12 protein-coding genes and 2 pseudogenes are annotated in these 16,053 nt (G+C 69.6%); 6 read left to right on the top strand and 8 right to left on the bottom strand.

What is annotated here, in order from left to right; all coding sequences use genetic code 11:
* Positions 1-155: 155 nt before the first annotated feature.
* Together QF027_RS46560 and QF027_RS46555 are read right to left on the bottom strand one after the other, a co-directional pair.
* Positions 156-325, bottom strand: a pseudogene (locus QF027_RS46560) (hypothetical protein); the annotation flags it as partial.
* 148 nt (positions 326-473) lie between these two features.
* Positions 474-671, bottom strand: a pseudogene (locus QF027_RS46555) (substrate-binding domain-containing protein); the annotation flags it as partial.
* A gap of 173 nt (positions 672-844) precedes the next feature.
* Here QF027_RS46555 and QF027_RS46550 point away from each other — a divergent pair.
* Both QF027_RS46550 and QF027_RS46545 read left to right on the top strand, forming a co-directional pair.
* Positions 845-1,867 (top strand): LacI family DNA-binding transcriptional regulator, encoded by a 1,023-nt coding sequence (locus QF027_RS46550; RefSeq protein WP_307081636.1) that lies wholly within the window; start codon positions 845-847, stop codon positions 1,865-1,867.
* A gap of 222 nt (positions 1,868-2,089) precedes the next feature.
* Positions 2,090-3,220, top strand: coding sequence for a GH12 family glycosyl hydrolase domain-containing protein (locus QF027_RS46545; RefSeq protein WP_307081634.1), 1,131 nt, complete (start codon positions 2,090-2,092; stop codon positions 3,218-3,220).
* A 196-nt stretch (positions 3,221-3,416) separates the two neighbouring features.
* Here QF027_RS46545 and QF027_RS46540 read toward each other — a convergent pair whose 3' ends face one another.
* From QF027_RS46540 to QF027_RS46515, 6 genes are all read right to left on the bottom strand, one after another.
* A complete protein-coding gene (locus QF027_RS46540; protein ID WP_307081632.1) occupies positions 3,417-4,376 on the bottom strand; it encodes an expansin EXLX1 family cellulose-binding protein in 960 nt (319 codons plus the stop codon).
* Between the two features lie 197 nt (positions 4,377-4,573).
* Positions 4,574-6,373 carry an alpha-L-fucosidase gene (locus QF027_RS46535; protein ID WP_307081630.1) on the bottom strand — a complete coding sequence of 600 codons (1,800 nt, stop codon included), beginning with the start codon at positions 6,371-6,373 and terminating at the stop codon, positions 4,574-4,576.
* A 135-nt stretch (positions 6,374-6,508) separates the two neighbouring features.
* On the bottom strand, positions 6,509-7,594 hold the full coding sequence (locus QF027_RS46530; RefSeq protein WP_307081629.1) for an aldo/keto reductase: 1,086 nt from the start codon (positions 7,592-7,594) through the stop codon (positions 6,509-6,511).
* The gene (locus QF027_RS46525; protein ID WP_307081627.1) at positions 7,591-8,349 is read right to left on the bottom strand and encodes an SDR family NAD(P)-dependent oxidoreductase; all 759 of its coding nucleotides are present in this window, start codon (positions 8,347-8,349) and stop codon (positions 7,591-7,593) included. The genes QF027_RS46530 and QF027_RS46525 overlap by 4 nt, the downstream gene beginning before the upstream one ends.
* Positions 8,346-9,683, bottom strand: coding sequence for an L-fuconate dehydratase (locus tag QF027_RS46520; RefSeq protein ID WP_306972811.1), 1,338 nt, complete (start codon positions 9,681-9,683; stop codon positions 8,346-8,348). Before QF027_RS46520 ends, QF027_RS46525 begins: the two co-directional genes overlap by 4 nt.
* A gap of 14 nt (positions 9,684-9,697) precedes the next feature.
* Positions 9,698-10,549 carry a fumarylacetoacetate hydrolase family protein gene (locus QF027_RS46515; RefSeq protein ID WP_307081625.1) on the bottom strand — a complete coding sequence of 284 codons (852 nt, stop codon included), beginning with the start codon at positions 10,547-10,549 and terminating at the stop codon, positions 9,698-9,700.
* Between the two features lie 855 nt (positions 10,550-11,404).
* Here QF027_RS46515 and QF027_RS46510 point away from each other — a divergent pair.
* The 4 genes from QF027_RS46510 to QF027_RS46495 all read left to right on the top strand — a co-directional run bounded on the left by QF027_RS46510 (position 11,405) and on the right by QF027_RS46495 (position 16,037).
* Complete coding sequence (locus QF027_RS46510) at positions 11,405-12,454, top strand: sugar ABC transporter substrate-binding protein (RefSeq protein ID WP_307081622.1); 1,050 nt, start codon at positions 11,405-11,407, stop codon at positions 12,452-12,454.
* A 133-nt stretch (positions 12,455-12,587) separates the two neighbouring features.
* Positions 12,588-14,201: a sugar ABC transporter ATP-binding protein gene (locus tag QF027_RS46505; protein ID WP_306972814.1), complete on the top strand. Its 1,614-nt coding sequence runs from the start codon at positions 12,588-12,590 to the stop codon at positions 14,199-14,201.
* Between the two features lie 2 nt (positions 14,202-14,203).
* On the top strand, positions 14,204-15,247 hold the full coding sequence (locus QF027_RS46500; protein ID WP_306972815.1) for an ABC transporter permease: 1,044 nt from the start codon (positions 14,204-14,206) through the stop codon (positions 15,245-15,247).
* Positions 15,248-15,335: 88 nt separating this feature from the next.
* A complete protein-coding gene (locus QF027_RS46495) occupies positions 15,336-16,037 on the top strand; it encodes a FadR/GntR family transcriptional regulator (RefSeq protein WP_306972816.1) in 702 nt (233 codons plus the stop codon).
* Positions 16,038-16,053: the final 16 nt, after the last annotated feature.

Below are 16,053 nucleotides of genomic sequence, written 5' to 3'. Positions count from 1 at the left end.
TGCCGACCGGCCCGGTCGACTGGAGGCGCCGCCGCCCTGTCTGGGCAGGCCGGGTCCTTGACGTCCGCCCGAGGACCACAACGGACGCTGCTTGTCGGCGTGCGGCCATTCCAGATCCGTCCAGGCCGTTGGGCGGCGTTGATCCGTCGGCGGAGCCGAACGCGGCCGACCCGGCCGGGGTCGGCCGGGTCGTGCCGCATCACCTTCTGGAAGAGGGTGCAGGCGGCGGGCGCCAGGCTCATCGCCGTACCGGGATGGCCGTGCCGACCTTCTGTACGGCGTCGGCGGCCAGGACGCGTGCGGTGTCCACCGCCCGCTGGTCCAACTCGGTCCAACAGGTGCACGGGCGAACTCCAGGATGGAGACGAGCGGACGAGGGCGGGAGGTGGTGAGGCGCTGCCCCTCCCGCCGGGGAAAGCAGGAGGGACAGCCTGGGGTGTGGCTCAGGGTGACTGTGGCCCAGGTCGCTCGGGTCACTTCCCCCAGAGCTTCCGGTAGGCCTCGCGGTACCCGCTGGGGTCCCAGGCGGATTTGCCGCCGCTGTTGTCGGCTGTCGCGATGTGCACCGGAGCGACGTAGCCGCTGGCGGGCTTGCCGGCGAAGGCGCGGTTGAACTCGTCGATCTTCTGCCATCCCTGCTCGGACAGCGGCTCGGGAACCGTCGCCGACTGGAGCAGCCCGTTGAGGGGCGGGCGGTTCCGTTGTCGACCCCATTGACTCAGTCACTTCGGGAGCGCTCCCAAGCGTGGGCGGCAGGACGGCCTTCTGTATCCACACCCCTGGTGAAGTCAAGTGCGCGATCTCCTCCGGCCGGTAAGATCGGTGATCTCTTGGGGGAGGTGGCATGGGCAGGCGACGCCCGGGGGCACCGACGCTGGAGGAGGTGGCCGCCCACGCACGGGTGGGACGAGGCACGGTCTCCCGCGTCATCAACAACGCCGCGGGCGTGAAGGAGTCGACACGTCGGGCCGTGCAGCGAGCCATCGACGAACTCGGGTATGTGCCCAATCTCGCGGCCCGCTCCCTGGCCGGGCGGGGGGCCGACGCCGTCGCCCTGGTCATGACGGAGCCGGACTGGCGGCAGTTCGCGGAGCCCTTCTTCTCCGAGATCGTCACCTCGCTCGGGGACGCCCTGACCGACACCGGAATGCAACTGCTGCTGACTCTGGTCCGCTCGGACGCCGAACGGCAGCGCTTCCTCGAGTACGCGCGCGGCGGCCGGGTCGACGGCGTCCTGCTGATGTCCGTGCATGCCGGTGATCCGCTGCCGGACATGCTCGCCGAGGCCCGGCTGCCGACGGTGCTGCTGGGGCGCCGCTCCGGCGACGAGTACGTCAGTTACGTCGACATGGACAACGTCGGCGGTGCGCGCAGCGCCGTCTCCCACCTTGTGCAGCGGGGCCGCAGGGTCATCGCCACCATCACCGGGCCGCTCGACCTGCACGCCGCCCAGTGCCGGCTGCGCGGCTACGAAGAGGCCCTGGCGCTGGCGGGCCTGAAGGCCGACCGGACCCGCGTCGCCGAGAGCGACTTCACGGCGGAGAGCGGGCGCCTCGCCATGGCCGAGCTCCTCGAACGGCATCCGGACATCGACGGTGTCCTCGCCGCGTCGGACACCACGGCCGCGGGAGCCCTGGAGGCCCTGCGCGCGGCCGGACGCCGGGTGCCCGAGGATGTCTCCGTGATCGGGTTCGACGACTTTCCGCTGGCCCAGCGGACCGAACCACCCCTGACCACGGTGCGTCAGCCGATCGAAGAGGTCGGGCGGGTCATGATCCGGCTGCTTCTCGAGGAAATGGAAGAGGGCGCCGTGGCCTGGCGTCATGTCATCCTCCGTACGGAGTTGGTGGTCCGCGAGTCGACCTGACGCGCCCGCACCACCGCCGAGGAGAGCCCGAGAGCCGCATTCCGCGTCTCCCCCTGTCTGACCTGAGGCTCCCAAATCGGTTCAACGTGTTCCTGTCGACAGCCTTGTCATGGACCTGAACACTCCCTACAGTCCTGGCGAGCCCAGAATTGGGAGCGCTCCCATTCGCTAGGAGTGGGAGCACGTCCCGGTTACCTCTCCCCCACCCTGAAGAGGATCCGCATGCGTCCTTCACGGCTCCATGCCCGCCGCGCGCGTGGCCTGCTCGGCGCGCTGCTCACCTCGCTCGTCTCACTCGCCGCGCTGCTGACCACCGCCCCCGTCGCGCAGGCCGACACCACGATCTGCCAACCCTTCGGTACGACGACCATCCAGGGTCGCTACGTGGTCCAGAACAACCGCTGGGGCACCAGCGCCACCCAGTGCGTCACCGCGACCGACTCGGGATTCAGGATCACCCAGGCCGACGGATCCGTTCCGACGAACGGCGCCCCGAAGTCCTACCCGTCCCTCTACAACGGCTGCCACTACACCAATTGCTCTCCCGGCACCAGCCTCCCCGCCCAGCTCAACACCATCTCCACCGCGCCCTCGAGCATCTCCTTCAACTACGTCAACGACGCGGTGTACGACGCCGCGTACGACATCTGGCTCGACCCCACCCCCCGCACCGACGGCGTGAACCGGACCGAGATCATGATCTGGTTCAACAGGGTCGGATCAGTCCAGCCCATCGGTTCCCCGGTCGGCAACGCCAACGTGGGAGGGCGCAACTGGCAGGTGTGGTCCGGCAACAACGGCTCGAACGACGTACTGTCCTTCGTCGCACCGTCGGCGATCACCAGCTGGAACTTCGACGTCATGGACTTCGCCCGACAGGCCGTCTCCCGGGGACTCGCGCAGAACAGCTGGTACCTGACGAGTGTTCAGGCGGGCTTCGAACCCTGGCAGAACGGCACCGGCCTCGCCGTGACCTCGTTCTCCTCCACCGTCAACAAGGGCTCCTCCGGCGACCCAGGCACACCGGGAGGCTCCACGGCCTGCAAGGTGGCGTACGGGGCGAACGCCTGGCAGGGCGGCTTCACCACCGACGTCACCATCACCAACACCGGTGCCTCCCCCGTCAGCGGCTGGAAGCTCGCGTTCACCCTCCCCTCCGGGCAGCAGATCACCAGCGCCTGGAACGCGAACCTCTCCGGGTCGTCAGGAGCGGTCACGGCGAGCAACGTGAGCCACAACAGCGAGCTGGCGGCCGGCGGTCAGGCGACCTTCGGGTTTCAGGGCACCTCCAGCGGTACCTTCGCCAAGCCCTCCGCCTTCAGCCTGAACGGCACTTCCTGCGCCACCGTGTGACACACACCCGTCCTGGTTGGTGACGGCGAGGCCGACGCGCGCCGACTCGACGGGGAAGCAGTTCTTTCCTGACCGGGCGGCTGTGGTGCGCCCGCACGGTTCGGCCTCAAGCACCGGCCGCGGGCGGACCGCGGCCGGTGCGTCGGCTCGGATCAGGCCCGCGTCCGCCGCTGGTTCGTATCGCCCTGGGCGGGGCTCAGTGCCGGGCGAACTGGACCCCCGTCGACTGCACGACGTCCGGCCGCAAGGCGATGCCGTTGACGGTCAGTTGCTCTCCGTAGATGTCGGTGAGTCTGATCGCCTTGCCACACCCGCTGCCATCGGGCGAGAGGAAGTAGTTGTAGTCGGTGCGGGCCAGTGGGCGCCAGCCGCCGCCGGTGCGGACCTCCAGGCGGGCGAGCGGGTTGCGGTGGCCGATGGCCTGCACGCCGCACCAGTAGGGGTTGGATCCGATCTTGTAGCGGATCGAGATCGTGCCCACCGAGCCGGGGCTCACCAGGCTCCAGGTGACGGCGAGTCGGCCGGTCGAGACGGGGGCCAGTTCGGCGAAGGCCTGTTCGCTGAGGTCTAGTTGCCCCGGCGCGCAGGGCAGGGGGCATTCGTTGGTGATCCGGACCGTGACGGAGGCGCCGTTCGCCGCGCGGACGAACACGTATGCGCCGCAGGCCTTGGAGGTCTCGTAGTCGGTGGTGTTCATCGCCGCGATCATCATGTCGCTGCTCGGGCCGTACGAGCAGGCACCGTCCCCGACCCCGGCCTTGTAGACGGTGGCGACTCCGGGGTAGGTGACCTTGCCCCGGATCCGTCCGGCCAGGGACGAAGCGGCGGGCGCCTTCCGCGGGGAGGCCGATGACCGCTTCCTCGCCGACGGGGACGCGGAGGCCTTCGGCTTCTTGGCCTTGGCCGAGGGGGACGCGGAGACCGCGGAAGGGGACGGCGTGGGGGCCTTCGTATCGGCCGGCGACAACGGCGTTCGCGTCTCCTGGGAGTCCGCGACGGCCGTGGCCGCGGCCCGCCCGGCATCGTCCTCGCTGCTCGGTCGCATCGTCAGGGCCAGGCAGACGAGAAGACCCGTGACGACCAGCCCCGCGGTGCTGCCCACCATCAGCCGGCGTCTGCGCCTGCGCTGCCGCGCGGCCTGGCGTGTCTCTTGCATGTTCATCCGTTCGGAAGAGCGTGTCGGTGTTGCACCACTCAGTGGCCGCGGGAGGCGAAAAGGTTGCCGCCGAGCTTTCGGTTTCTGTGACGACCAACGTGCTCCCACCCAAGGACTTTCGGGTGGGAGCACGGAGGTCTGCGCAAGTCACTGCTTCCGCCGCGTGACGGGCCCGGGGCGCGCCACTTCGGAGCGGCTCAGCCGACCTTGGTCATGTTCCACCGCTGCGGGGCGCCGCCGTTGGGGGTCCACTGGATGACCTGGCTGTCCGCGTCGGTGTTGCCGTTGTCCAGTGCCTTTCCGCTGTGGCGGTTGATGAGCCGGTACCCGCCGCCGCCCAGGGAGGTGATGGCCCACTGCTGCTGGTAGCTGCCGTTGTCGGTCCTCTGCACCATTCCCGCGCCGTCGCCGGTGCTGTTGTTGTCGTCGAGGGCCTTACCGCTGCGGACACAGAGCAGCTTGTAGTAGCCGTGGCCCAGGTCGGTGATCGTCCACTGCTGGGGGGTGCCGCCGTTGGGGGCCCACTGGATGACCTGGTTGCCTTCGGCGGTGGTGTTGTAGTTGTCGAGAGCCTTGCCGCTACGGGCGCAGAGGAGCCGGTAGACGCCGCCCGCGAGGACGGCCGGCATGCCGTTTACCTCGACGCAGACGACGGAGTCGTTCGCGTCGGGCGCATTGGCCGGCACCTGGATGTTGATCTGCCCGCCGCTGACCCAGTGGTTGAGGTTGGCGCCGGGGTTGTTCATCAGGTAGACGCGGTTGATCGTGTTGTACACCTCCGGGATCTGCAGGATGCCGCCCGTGGGCCAGTTGAAGACGTGGGCGAAGAGCTTGCCGTTCTTCTTGGTGATCCTGCCCCAGGACGGCTCGGTGGCGAAGGGGCTGCCGCTGGTGCCCTGGATGCTGTCGCCGTAGGTGGCCGTCCACGAGGCCATGCCGTTCAGAACGGTCACCGAACCGGCGGTCACGGTGCCATCGCCCTTGGGGCCGATGTTGAGGAGGTAGTTGCCGTCCCTCGAGACGACGGTGACCATCTCCTGGACGATGGTCTGGACCGAACGGTACTGGCTCTCCTTCCACTGGTTGTAGCCCCAGGCGTCGTTCATGGTGGCGCAGGCCTCCCACGGCCGGTCCAGCGGCGCGGCGGGGATGCCGAACTCCGCGACCGCGTAGTCGCCCAGGTTGTGGTCCCGCTTGACGCGCTCGTTGACGACGAGGTTGGGCTTGCGAGCCATCAGCCAGTTGTACAGGTCCACGCCGTCGGCCTGGGTCCACCAGTCCGGGAGTGTGGGCGTGGCGGGGTTGCCGCACCAGTCGCCGTCGAACCACAGAAGGGCCGGGTCGTAGCGGTTCAGCAGTTCCTGCAGCTGCGCCTTCATGTCGTTGATGTAGGCCGCACGGGCGGTCAGCGACGACATGGTGGAGAAGCTGTGCTGCCTGTCGACGGTCTGGGAGGGGTGGTTCCAGTCGAGGATCGAGTAGTAGAGCCCGAACTTGATGCCCCGGCTCTCGCACGCGGTCTTCAGCTCGCTCAGCAGGTCGCGTTGGAAGCCGCTGTAGTCCCGCAGGTTGTACAGCTTGGTGCCGGTGGTGTCGGTGAAGCCGGGGACGTCGGAGTCCCACATCGCGTAGCCCTCATGGTGCTTGGAGGTGATCACGAGGTACTTCATGCCTGCGTTCTTGGCCAGGTCGGCGATGGTGTTGGCGTTGAAGCCGGACGGGTTGAACCCCCTGCTCACCTGCTCCTGGTAGGTGTCCTTGGTCCAGTTGGGCGAGTCGGTGGCGAAGGCCCACTCGCCGTGGGCGAGGCGCGAGTAGGACCCGAAGTGGATGAACATCCCGAACCGGGCCTGGTACCACCAGTCCATCTTCGACGAGACCGAGTAGGCCTCGGCGGTGGCGGGCCACAGGGCCTGCGGCAGACCGAACGCCACGGTACCGCCGGCGAGGGCGGCCGCCTTGATGAGGGAGCGCCTGCTGAGGGGAACGGAGGACATCGTGCGGCTCCTGGAGGGGGAAGGTACACAGGGGACGTGCCTCAGGGACATCGGATGTATTAACAGGCACGTCCACACTCCGTGTCTAGAGCGATGACACACAATTCGAAAAGCCCCAGCTCAAGAAGCCTCTCCTCAAAGCGGCGAGTGACACACATGGGATGTATATCGGCTGGCTACACGCAGGGCGACCTTCATGAGGGCTCCTTCGGCGGCGGCTCCCCCTGCCGGTGTGGCGGCGGGGACGGGGACGCCCGGGTCCAGCAGGCCTTCGGCGCGCAGTTCGTCCCACAGGGCGTCCGGGATCGGGCGCCGCAGCTGTTCGACCGTGTCGCGGACCTCGAGCGGGGACCGCGCTCCGGTCAGGACGCTCGCGACCGCGGGATGGCCGAACGGGAAGCGCAGCGCGGCGGCCCGCAGCGGCACGCCGTGGCGTTCGCAGACCGCGAGGAGGCGCATCGCGCGGTCGAGGACCGGCTGGGGCGCGGGGGCGTAGTCGTACCTGGCGCCAGGCCCGGGGGCCGTCAGCAGCCCGGAGTTGAACACCCCGCCGATGACCACGCTCCGGCCGCGGGCGGCCGCCTCCGGGAGCATTTCGGAGAGCCCGTCCTGTTCCAGGAGGGTGTAGCGGCCGGCCAGCATCACCACGTCGATGTCGGTCTCGCGCACGAACCGGGCGGGCAGCGCGGACTGGTTCATCCCGACGCCGATCGCTGCGATCACACCTTCGGCGCGCAGCCGCTCCAGCGCCGGGTACGCCTCGCGCAAGGCCTGCTCGGCGTGGTCGTCCGGGTCGTGCAACAGGACCACGTCGACGCGGTCGACGCCGAGACGTTCCAGGCTTGCCTCCAGGGAACGCAGTACCCCGTCGGCGCTGAAGTCCCAGACCCGGCGGTGGGTGGCCGGGACGGCGAAGCCGTGCGCGAGGTCGTCGCCCGCCCCGCCCCCCGGGTGCGGCACAAGGAGCCGGCCCACCTTGGTGGAGAGGGTGTAGGTGTCGCGGGGGCGGTCCCGCAGTGCGGCGCCGAGCCGCCGTTCCGACAGGCCGAGACCGTAGTGGGGTGCGGTGTCGAAGGTGCGGATTCCGGCGTTCCAGGCCGCGTCCACCGTGGCGTGGGCGGCCTCGTCGGTGACCGGGTGGAAGAGGTTGCCGAGGGCGGCACAGCCCAGCGCCAGTTCCGAGACCGGTACGGCGGTGCCGCCCAGCGCGGTGGTCCTCACGGTCGGTCCACCGGGCGCAGCCGCAGTCCCTGCATGCCGCCGTCCACTGCGAGCGCGGTGCCGGTGACGGACGCCGCGCCCGGACTCGCCAGGTAGACGATGGTGGCCGCCACTTCCTCGGCGGTCACCAGACGGCCCATCGGCTGGCGGGCGTTGAGGGCGGCGCGCTCGGCCTCCGGGTCCTCGGCGGCGTCCAGCAGCCGGGACACCCAGGGGGTGTCGGCGGTGCCGGGATTCACGCAGTTGACCCGGATGCCCTCACGGACGTGGTCGGCAGCCATCGCCAGGGTGAGCGACAGTACGGCGCCCTTGCTGGCGGAGTACAGGGCACGCTGCGGCAGTCCCGCGGTGGCCGCGATGGAGCAGGTGTTGACGACGGACGCGTGCGCGGAGCGGCGCAGGTGGGGCAGGGCGGCGCGGGTGGTGCGGACGATGCCGAGGACGTTGACGTCCAGGACCCGGTGCCACTGTTCGTCGGTGTTGTCCTCGACAGTGCCCGCTGCCCCGATGCCCGCGTTGTTGACGAGGATGTCGACGCCGCCGAGCCGGGTCGCCGCCGCGTCCACGGCCGCACGCACGGAGGCGTCGTCGCTGACGTCGGCCTTGAAACCGAGCAGCGGTGCGCCGGCACCGTCCGGATCGAGGTCGAGCACGGCCACCGCCGCGCCCTGCGCCGCCAGTGCGCGGGCCGTGGCGAGCCCGATGCCGGACGCGCCTCCGGTGACGACGGCCCTGAGCCCTGACAGAGCGGTCATGCCGCCTCCTCCTCAGCGGCGCGGTCGGCCACCCAGAACGCGCCGTCCGGATAGCGGAACTCGGCGATGGACTCCTCGTGCATGGTGGCCGAGAAGCCCGGCGCGAGCGGCGCGGTGTAGTGGCCGTCGCGGATGACCACGGGCACGGTGAAGTGCTGGTGGAGATGGTCGACGTACTCGATCACGCGGTTCTCGGTGGTGCCGGACAACGCCAGGTAGTCGAACATCGACAGGTGCTGCACCAGCTCGCACAGGCCCACTCCGCCGGCGTGTGGGCACACCGGCACCCCGAACTTCGCGGCGAGCAGCAGGATGGCGAGGTTCTCGTTGACGCCGCCGACGCGGGCCGCGTCGATCTGGACGACGTCGAGGGCGCCGGCCTGGAGGAGCTGCTTGAAGACGATGCGGTTCTGCACGTGCTCGCCGGTCGCGACCTTCACGGGGGCGACGGCCTTGCGAATCGTCGCGTGACCGAGGATGTCGTCGGGGCTGGTGGGCTCCTCGATCCAGTACGGGTCGAATTCGGCGAGCGCCCTGGTCCACTCGATCGCCTCGTCCACGTTCCACCGCTGATTGGCGTCGATGGCGATGCGGATGTCGTCGCCGACGGCGGCACGGGCGGTGCGCAGGCGCCGGATGTCGTCGTCGACGTCGGCGCCGACCTTGAGCTTGATCTGGGTGAAGCCGTCCGCGACAGCCTGCTTGGCCAGCCGGGTGAGCTTGTCGTCGGAGTAGCCGAGCCAGCCCGGTGAGGTGGTGTAGCCCGGGTAACCGCGCTCCCGCAGGACCGCCTCACGCTCGGCGAGCCCGGTGCGGCCCTCGCGCAGGAGGGTGAGCGCGTCCTCGGGGGTGAGGGCGTCGGCGATGTAGCGGAAGTCGACCTGGGAGACCAGCCACTCCGGGGGGGCGTCGGCGAGCAGCTTCCACAGCGGCTTGCCCTCCCGCTTGGCGGCCAGGTCCCACACGGCGTTGACGACCGCGCCGATCGCCATGTGCATCACGCCCTTCTCGGGGCCGAGCCAGCGCAGTTGGCTGTCGCCGATCAGGTCGCGGCTGAGTGAGCCCGGGTCGGCGCACAGCTCCTGGACGTCACGGCCCATGAGATGGGGCCGCAGCGCCTCGATCGCGGCGACCTGGACGTCGTTGCCGCGTCCGATGGTGAAGGTGAAGCCATGGCCTTCGTGTCCGTCGCCGGCGTCGGTGCGCAGCACCACGTAGGCGGCGGAGTAGTCGGGATCCGGGTTCATCGCGTCGGAGCCGTCCAGTTCCCGGGAGGTGGGGAAGCGGACGTCGTAGGTGTCGACGGCGGTGAGCCGTACAGGTGTCGCAGTCACGGGGGTGCTGCCTTTCACGCTTGGGCGAAGGTCTGGCGCTGGCTGCCGAGGCCGTCGACGGAGAGCTCGACGGTGTCGCCGGGGCGCAGGAAGGGGGTGCCGGGGAGACCGAGGGCCACGCCCGCGGGCGTACCGGTGTTGATCACGTCGCCGGGCTCCAGGACCATGTACTGGCTCAGGTACGACACGATGTGGTCGACAGCGAAGATCATGTCGCTGGTGTGGCCGTTCTGCCGCTTCACGCCGTTGACGCTCAGGTGCAGGCCGAGGTTCTGCGGGTCGCCGGCCTCGTCGGCGGTCACCAGCCACGGGCCGAGCGGGTTGAAGGTCTCGCAGGACTTGCCCAGGTCCCACTGCGGCGAGTACTCCAGCTGGAACTCCCGCTCCGAGACGTCATGGCTGATCGCATAGCCCGCGATCACGGCCCGCGCGTCCTCAGGGCCGTCGAGGTAGCGGGCCCGCCGGCCGATGACGACCGCCAGCTCGACCTCCCAGTCGGTCTTGACCGAGCCGCGGGGGATCAGGACCTCGTCGTACGGGCCGACGACCGTGCCCGGGTCCTTCATGAAGACCACCGGGCGCGCCGGGATCGCCGCACCGGTCTCGGCGGCGTGGTCGCGGTAGTTCAGCCCGACGCAGATGACCTTGCCGGGGCGCGTGACGGGCGCGCCCACCCGCAGGCCGTCCTGTTCGAGCTCGGGCAGTTCTCCGGCCGCAACGGCCGCACGGGCCCGGTCGACTCCCCCGGAGGCGAGGAAAACGCCGTCGATGTCCGGAGTCACGGAGGACAGATCCAGCAGCCGGCCGTCGTCGGTGCGGACGGCGGGCCGCTCCTCACCGGGGGCGCCGACTCGTAGCAGTTTCACTGGGGAAGCTCCCTTGCCCTGCGGGATTCGTCTGAGGGGTTCGGCCGTAGAGCCGGAGCCGCCTGCGTGCGATGGACCGGACCGTTCCGGCTCTCACGAATCCACATCGACAGTCATCGGATGTATGGCGGCACAGTGACCATAGATGCAGAGATCCGCACCTGACAAGAATTCCTCGGATGTATTTCCTCGGCTTGGCTGGTCAAGCGCTCACGCGGGCAGATCTCCCATGCTCACGCATGGCCACGAGGTCGACACACAACACGCCATCCGATGAATCCACAGAGGAGCCAGAGGGGCTCCGCCCCTGGTGGACCATGGTGAGCGGGCATGTCACCGGCCCCTACGGGTGACACGGCCTCCCATGAGACGCCCCCGCCTGCCTCGTCCCACCGGCCCAGGCTGCCTCGTTGCCGAATTGTGAGTTACGGCAGCGCATCGCCCCGTCCCGCGCAGAGGCCACGTACGCGCAGGTCACCCAGGCGTCAGCGCAACCTCCCGACGCCGGGAGGCCACCTTCTCGAACCAGGACGCCACGTCCCGCAAATCTCTGGCGGCGAACTCTTGTCAACCTCGGCAACGTCGTCGTAACGTCCTCGACGTCCCGAGATACATCGGAGGAATAGTCGCATCGCCCCATGCGACCGTTCGGCTCGCACCCGTGCGCCGCTTCACCTCCGCATCCTCGGTCCCCCGACTCACCCTCACCTCCGACCCTGCCGGGCATGATCCGCGCGCTTCCGCTCCGGATCGGCACCTCCCATCCGGCGCGACCTCGCCCTCCCCCGCAGGCAGGTTCGTCCCCTCCCACCTCGTCCTGCGGCCCTGTGCCCTGGCTAAGGAGAGAACACGGCCATGAAGCTCACTCGCACCCGCTCCACCGCTGCAGCCGCCACCACCGTCCTCGCGGTACTGGCCCTCGCCACCGCGTGCAACCGCGAGAGCACCGGTTCGGTCGCCTCGGCCGGAGACAAGCCCGCCATCGGCATCGACCTGCCGCGCTCGGACTCCGACTTCTGGAACTCCTACGCGCAGTACATCGACAAGGACATCAAGACCGACGGCATCAAGGCCCTGCCGATCAGCAACTCGCAGAACGACGTCACCAAGCTGGTCGCCAACGTGCAGGTGTTCCAGAACACCGGCGCCAAGGCCGTCGTCATGGCCCCGCAGGACACCGGCGCCATCGCCTCCACCCTCGACACCCTCGCGTCGAAGAAGATCCCGGTGGTCAGCGTCGACACCAGACCCGACAAGGGCGACGTGTACATGGTGGTCCGGGCCGACAACCGGGCCTACGGCACCAAGGCCTGCGAGTTCCTCGGCAAGCAGCTGGGCGGCACGGGCAAGGTCGCCGAGTTCCAGGGCGCGCTGGACTCGATCAACGGACGCGACCGCTCCGAGGCCTTCGCGGAGTGCATGAAGACGAAGTTCCCGAAGATCCAGGTGTTCGAGCTGCCCACCGACTGGAAGGGCGACGTGGCCTCCGCCAAGCTGCAGAGCCTGCTCGCCCAGCACCCGGACCTGAACGGCATCTACATGCAGGCCGGCGGCGTCTTCCTGCAGCCGACCCTGGCCCTGCTGGAGCAGAAGGGCCTGCTCAAGCCCGCCGGGCAGAAGGGTCACATCAGCATCGTCTCCAACGACGGCATCCCGCAGGAGTTCGACGCCATCCGCAAGGGCCAGATCGACGCCACCATCTCCCAGCCCGCCGACCTCTACGCCAAGTACGCGCTGTACTACGCCAAGGCCGCAGCCGAGGGCAAGACCTTCAGGCCGGGCAAGACCGACCACGACTCCACCATCATCAAGCTGCCCAACGGCCTGGAGGACCAGCTGCCCGCGCCCCTGGTCACCAAGGACACCGTCGACGACAAGTCGCTGTGGGGCAACAACGTCGGCTGACGACCGACAGCGACCGCCCACCGCGTCGGGAACGGAGACCCCCGTCCCCGACGCGCGGCCCGCCGCACCCCGCCCCGGGTGCACACCCACGCCCCTCGGCCCCAGCCTCCGTACACGAAGGACGGTATCCACCATGGCGGACACCGCGACCACCCCGCCGACCGGCCTCGGCACCCCGGCCCCGGTGGCCGAGGCGACCGGCGTCAGCAAACGATTCGGCGCGACCGTCGCACTGCGCAACGCTCGTATCACCGTCGCCCCGGGCGAGTCGCACGCCCTCGTCGGACGCAACGGCGCCGGCAAGTCGACGCTCGTGTCCCTCCTCACCGGCCTCCAGCAGCCCGACACCGGAACCCTGCGCTTCTCCGGCGAGCCGGCGCCCGCCTTCGGTGACATCGACGCCTGGCGCTCCCGGGTCGCCTGTGTGTATCAGCGCTCCACCGTCATCGGTGACCTCACCGTCGCCGAGAACCTCTTCCTGAACCGGCAGAGCGCCGGGGCGGTGCAGCCCATCCGCTGGAGGCAACTGCGCCGACGAGCCGAGGAGTTGCTCGCGGAGTACGGCGTGGCCGTCAACCCCGCCGCGCGGGCCAAGGACCTCACCGTCGAACAGCGGCAGTTCGTGGAGATCGCACGGGCCCTGTCCTTCGGTGCGCGCTTCATCATCCTCGACGAGCCGACCGCCAAGCTCGACGCCCGCGGTATCGACCGGCTCTTCGAAAAGCTCCGCGACCTCCAGCGCCAGGGTGTCGCCTTCCTGTTCATCTCCCACCACCTGCAAGAGGTCTACGACCTCTGCACCACGGTCACGGTCTACCGCGATGCGGGCCACATCCTCACCGCCCCCGTCGCCGAACTCGCTCACCAGGCGCTGGTGGAGGCCATGACCGGCGAGTCGGCCTCCAAGATCACCGCCACCGCCGGCGAGCGTCCCGCCCCGCCGTCCGACTCCGCGCAACTCCTGGCGATCGACGGCCTGACACTGCCCGGTGTCTGCGAGGACATCTCCCTCTCGGTCGGCTCCGGCGAGGTCGTCGGGCTGGCCGGCGCCACGGCGAGCGGCAATGTGCAGGTGGGTGAGGCCATCGCCGGTCTGCACCGCGCCAAGGACGGACGCATCACGGTCGGCGCCAGGACTGTACGCACCGGCAGCGTGCCCTCCGCGCTCGCTGCCGGAGTCGGCCTGGTCCCCGAGGACCGCCACCTCCAGGGGCTGGTGAACAACCGCAGCGTGGCGGAGAACGCGACACTGACCGTCACCGCCCAGCTCGGCCCGTTCGGCACCGTGCTGCCCGCCCGTACCAAGGCCTTCGCCGGACGCATGATCCGGGACCTCGACATCAAGACGCCGGGAGCCGCCACCCCGGTCTCCGCCCTCTCCGGCGGCAACCAGCAGAAGGTCGTCGTCGCCCGCGCCCTGGCCACCGACCCTCACGTGCTGGTGGCCATCCGCCCCACCAACGGCGTGGACGTCAAGTCCAAGGAGTTCCTCCTGGGCCGCATCCGGCAGGTCGCGGACGACGGCAAGGCCGCGCTGATCGTCTCCGACGAACTGGACGACCTGAAGGTCTGCGACCGGGTCGTCGTCATGTTCCACGGACGCGTGGTCGCCGAGTTCGACCACGGCTGGAAGGACGAGGACCTCGTCGCCGCCGTCGAAGGGGTCTCCGGCGAGGCGACCTCCGCCACCACGTTCCCCGAATCCGCCGTACCCGCCTCATCCGGCGCAGACGAGCACGGAAGGTAGTCATGTCCGCCACCACAGATCTCACCGAGCCCGCAGTGAGCCCGGCCGAGCCGGCCACCGCGGACGCCACGCGCCGCCGGGTCGACCTCGGGCGCTTCCGTGAGCTGTCCCTGGTCCCGGCGATCCTCGTCCTGGGCCTGATCGGGTTCATCGTCTCGCCGGCCTTCCTCACCTCCGACAACCTCATCGGTGTGCTCCAGCAGTCCACCGAGCTCAGTCTGCTGGTCCTCGCCACGACCTTCATCCTGATCAGCGGACGGATGGACCTGTCCCTGGAGTCCACCATCGGCGTGGCCCCTGTCATCGCCGTGTGGCTCGTCCTGCCGACCAGCGGCGGACGGTTCAACGGACTCGGTCTCCTCCCGGAGTGGACGGCGGTCCCGCTCTGTCTGCTGGTCGGCGCCCTCATCGGCGCCGTCAACGGCTTCCTCATCCTCAAGCTGCGCCTCAACGGCTTCATCGTCACCCTCGGCGCCCTGACCATGCTCCGCGGGCTGCAGGTCGCCCTCTCCGAAGGCCAGTCCATCGTCGAGCTGCCTTCCTCCTTCACCTACCTGGGCAAGGCGTCCTGGCTGGGCATGCCCGCCGCCATCTGGGTGTGCGGGCTGCTCTTCGCCATCGGCGGCAGCGCCCTGGCCTGGCTGCGGCACGGCCGGGCGCTGTACGCCATCGGCGGGAACTCGGAGGCCGCTCGCACCGCGGGTATCCGGGTCGACCGCATCGTGTGGATCGTCCTCATCGCCGGCAGCGTCCTCGCCGCGTTCGCCGGCATCCTCTACAGCGGCCACTACGGCTCCATCTCCGCCACCCAGGGCAGCGGCTGGATCTTCCAGGTCTTCGCCGCGACCGTCATCGGCGGCGTCAGCCTCAACGGCGGCAAGGGCTCCGTGTTCGGCGCGCTCACTGGTGTGCTGACCCTCCAACTGGTCGTGAACGTCATGACGTTGGCGGGCGTACCGCCGCTGTGGAACCAGTTCCTCAACGGCGCCATCATCATCGTCGCCCTGATCATCTCCCGGTTCGCATCCGGCGAGAAGCAGGAATAGCCACGCGCGGGTCGGCGGCTCCGCCCGCCCCGGGGCACACCCGGCGGGGCCGCCGGCCGGCACTCCCCCCACTCAGAGAGGCACCCTCGTGGCACTCACGGACGAGGCGATCGACAAGATCAAGGCGATGATCGTCGCGGGCGAACTCGCACCCGGCTCCCGACTGCCCAAGGAGGAGGACCTGGCAGGACAGCTCGGACTGTCCCGGAACTCCCTGCGCGAAGCCGTCCGGGCGCTGACCGCCATGCGGATCCTGATCACCCGGCAGGGCGACGGCACCTACGTCTCCAGCCTGGAGCCCCACCTCCTGCTGGAAAGCCTCTCCTTCGCCGCCGACGTCTCCCAGGGCCACACGGCTCTGCAACTGCTCCAGGTACGCCGCCTGCTCGAACCGCAGGCGACAGGGCTGGCCGCCGCGCTGCTGAAGCAGAAGGACCTCCAGGAACTGCGCAACATCCTCGACCGGTGCCGGACCGTCACCACCGTCGAGGAATTCGTCGCCCACGACATCGCCTTCCACCTCAGGATCGTCGAAGCCGTCGGCAACCCCGTGCTGTCGATGCTGCTGCAGGTGCTCTCCACCCGCACCCAGCGGGTCCGCATCGTCCGCGGCAGCCAGGCCGATCACGCCCTCAACAACGCCCACGACGACCACGAGCAGATCCTCAGCGCGCTCCAGTCGCGCGACGCCCTGCTCGCCACTGCCGCGGCGACCGTCCACATCACGGCCGTGGAGCAGTGGCTGGCCAGCAGCCTGACCGACGACCCGACACGAGCGATCGCCGACTGACCTGGGCACACCAGGT

Origin of the sequence: Streptomyces canus (assembly GCF_030816965.1) — a bacterium.
GTDB lineage: Bacteria > Actinomycetota > Actinomycetes > Streptomycetales > Streptomycetaceae > Streptomyces > Streptomyces canus_E.
This window is presented reverse-complemented; position numbering and strand designations above follow the sequence as displayed.

What these genes read in the sequence shown, in the direction of transcription:
- QF027_RS46550 (WP_307081636.1), top strand. Translation starts at nt 845, where the DNA reads ATGGGCAGGCGACGCCCGGGGGCACCGACGCTGGAGGAGGTGGCCGCC.
- QF027_RS46545 (WP_307081634.1), top strand. Translation starts at nt 2,090, where the DNA reads ATGCGTCCTTCACGGCTCCATGCCCGCCGCGCGCGTGGCCTGCTCGGC.
- QF027_RS46540 (WP_307081632.1), bottom strand. Translation starts at nt 4,376, where the DNA reads ATGCAAGAGACACGCCAGGCCGCGCGGCAGCGCAGGCGCAGACGCCGG.
- QF027_RS46535 (WP_307081630.1), bottom strand. Translation starts at nt 6,373, where the DNA reads ATGTCCTCCGTTCCCCTCAGCAGGCGCTCCCTCATCAAGGCGGCCGCC.
- QF027_RS46525 (WP_307081627.1), bottom strand. Translation starts at nt 8,349, where the DNA reads ATGACCGCTCTGTCAGGGCTCAGGGCCGTCGTCACCGGAGGCGCGTCC.
- QF027_RS46510 (WP_307081622.1), top strand. Translation starts at nt 11,405, where the DNA reads ATGAAGCTCACTCGCACCCGCTCCACCGCTGCAGCCGCCACCACCGTC.
- QF027_RS46505 (WP_306972814.1), top strand. Translation starts at nt 12,588, where the DNA reads ATGGCGGACACCGCGACCACCCCGCCGACCGGCCTCGGCACCCCGGCC.
- QF027_RS46500 (WP_306972815.1), top strand. Translation starts at nt 14,204, where the DNA reads ATGTCCGCCACCACAGATCTCACCGAGCCCGCAGTGAGCCCGGCCGAG.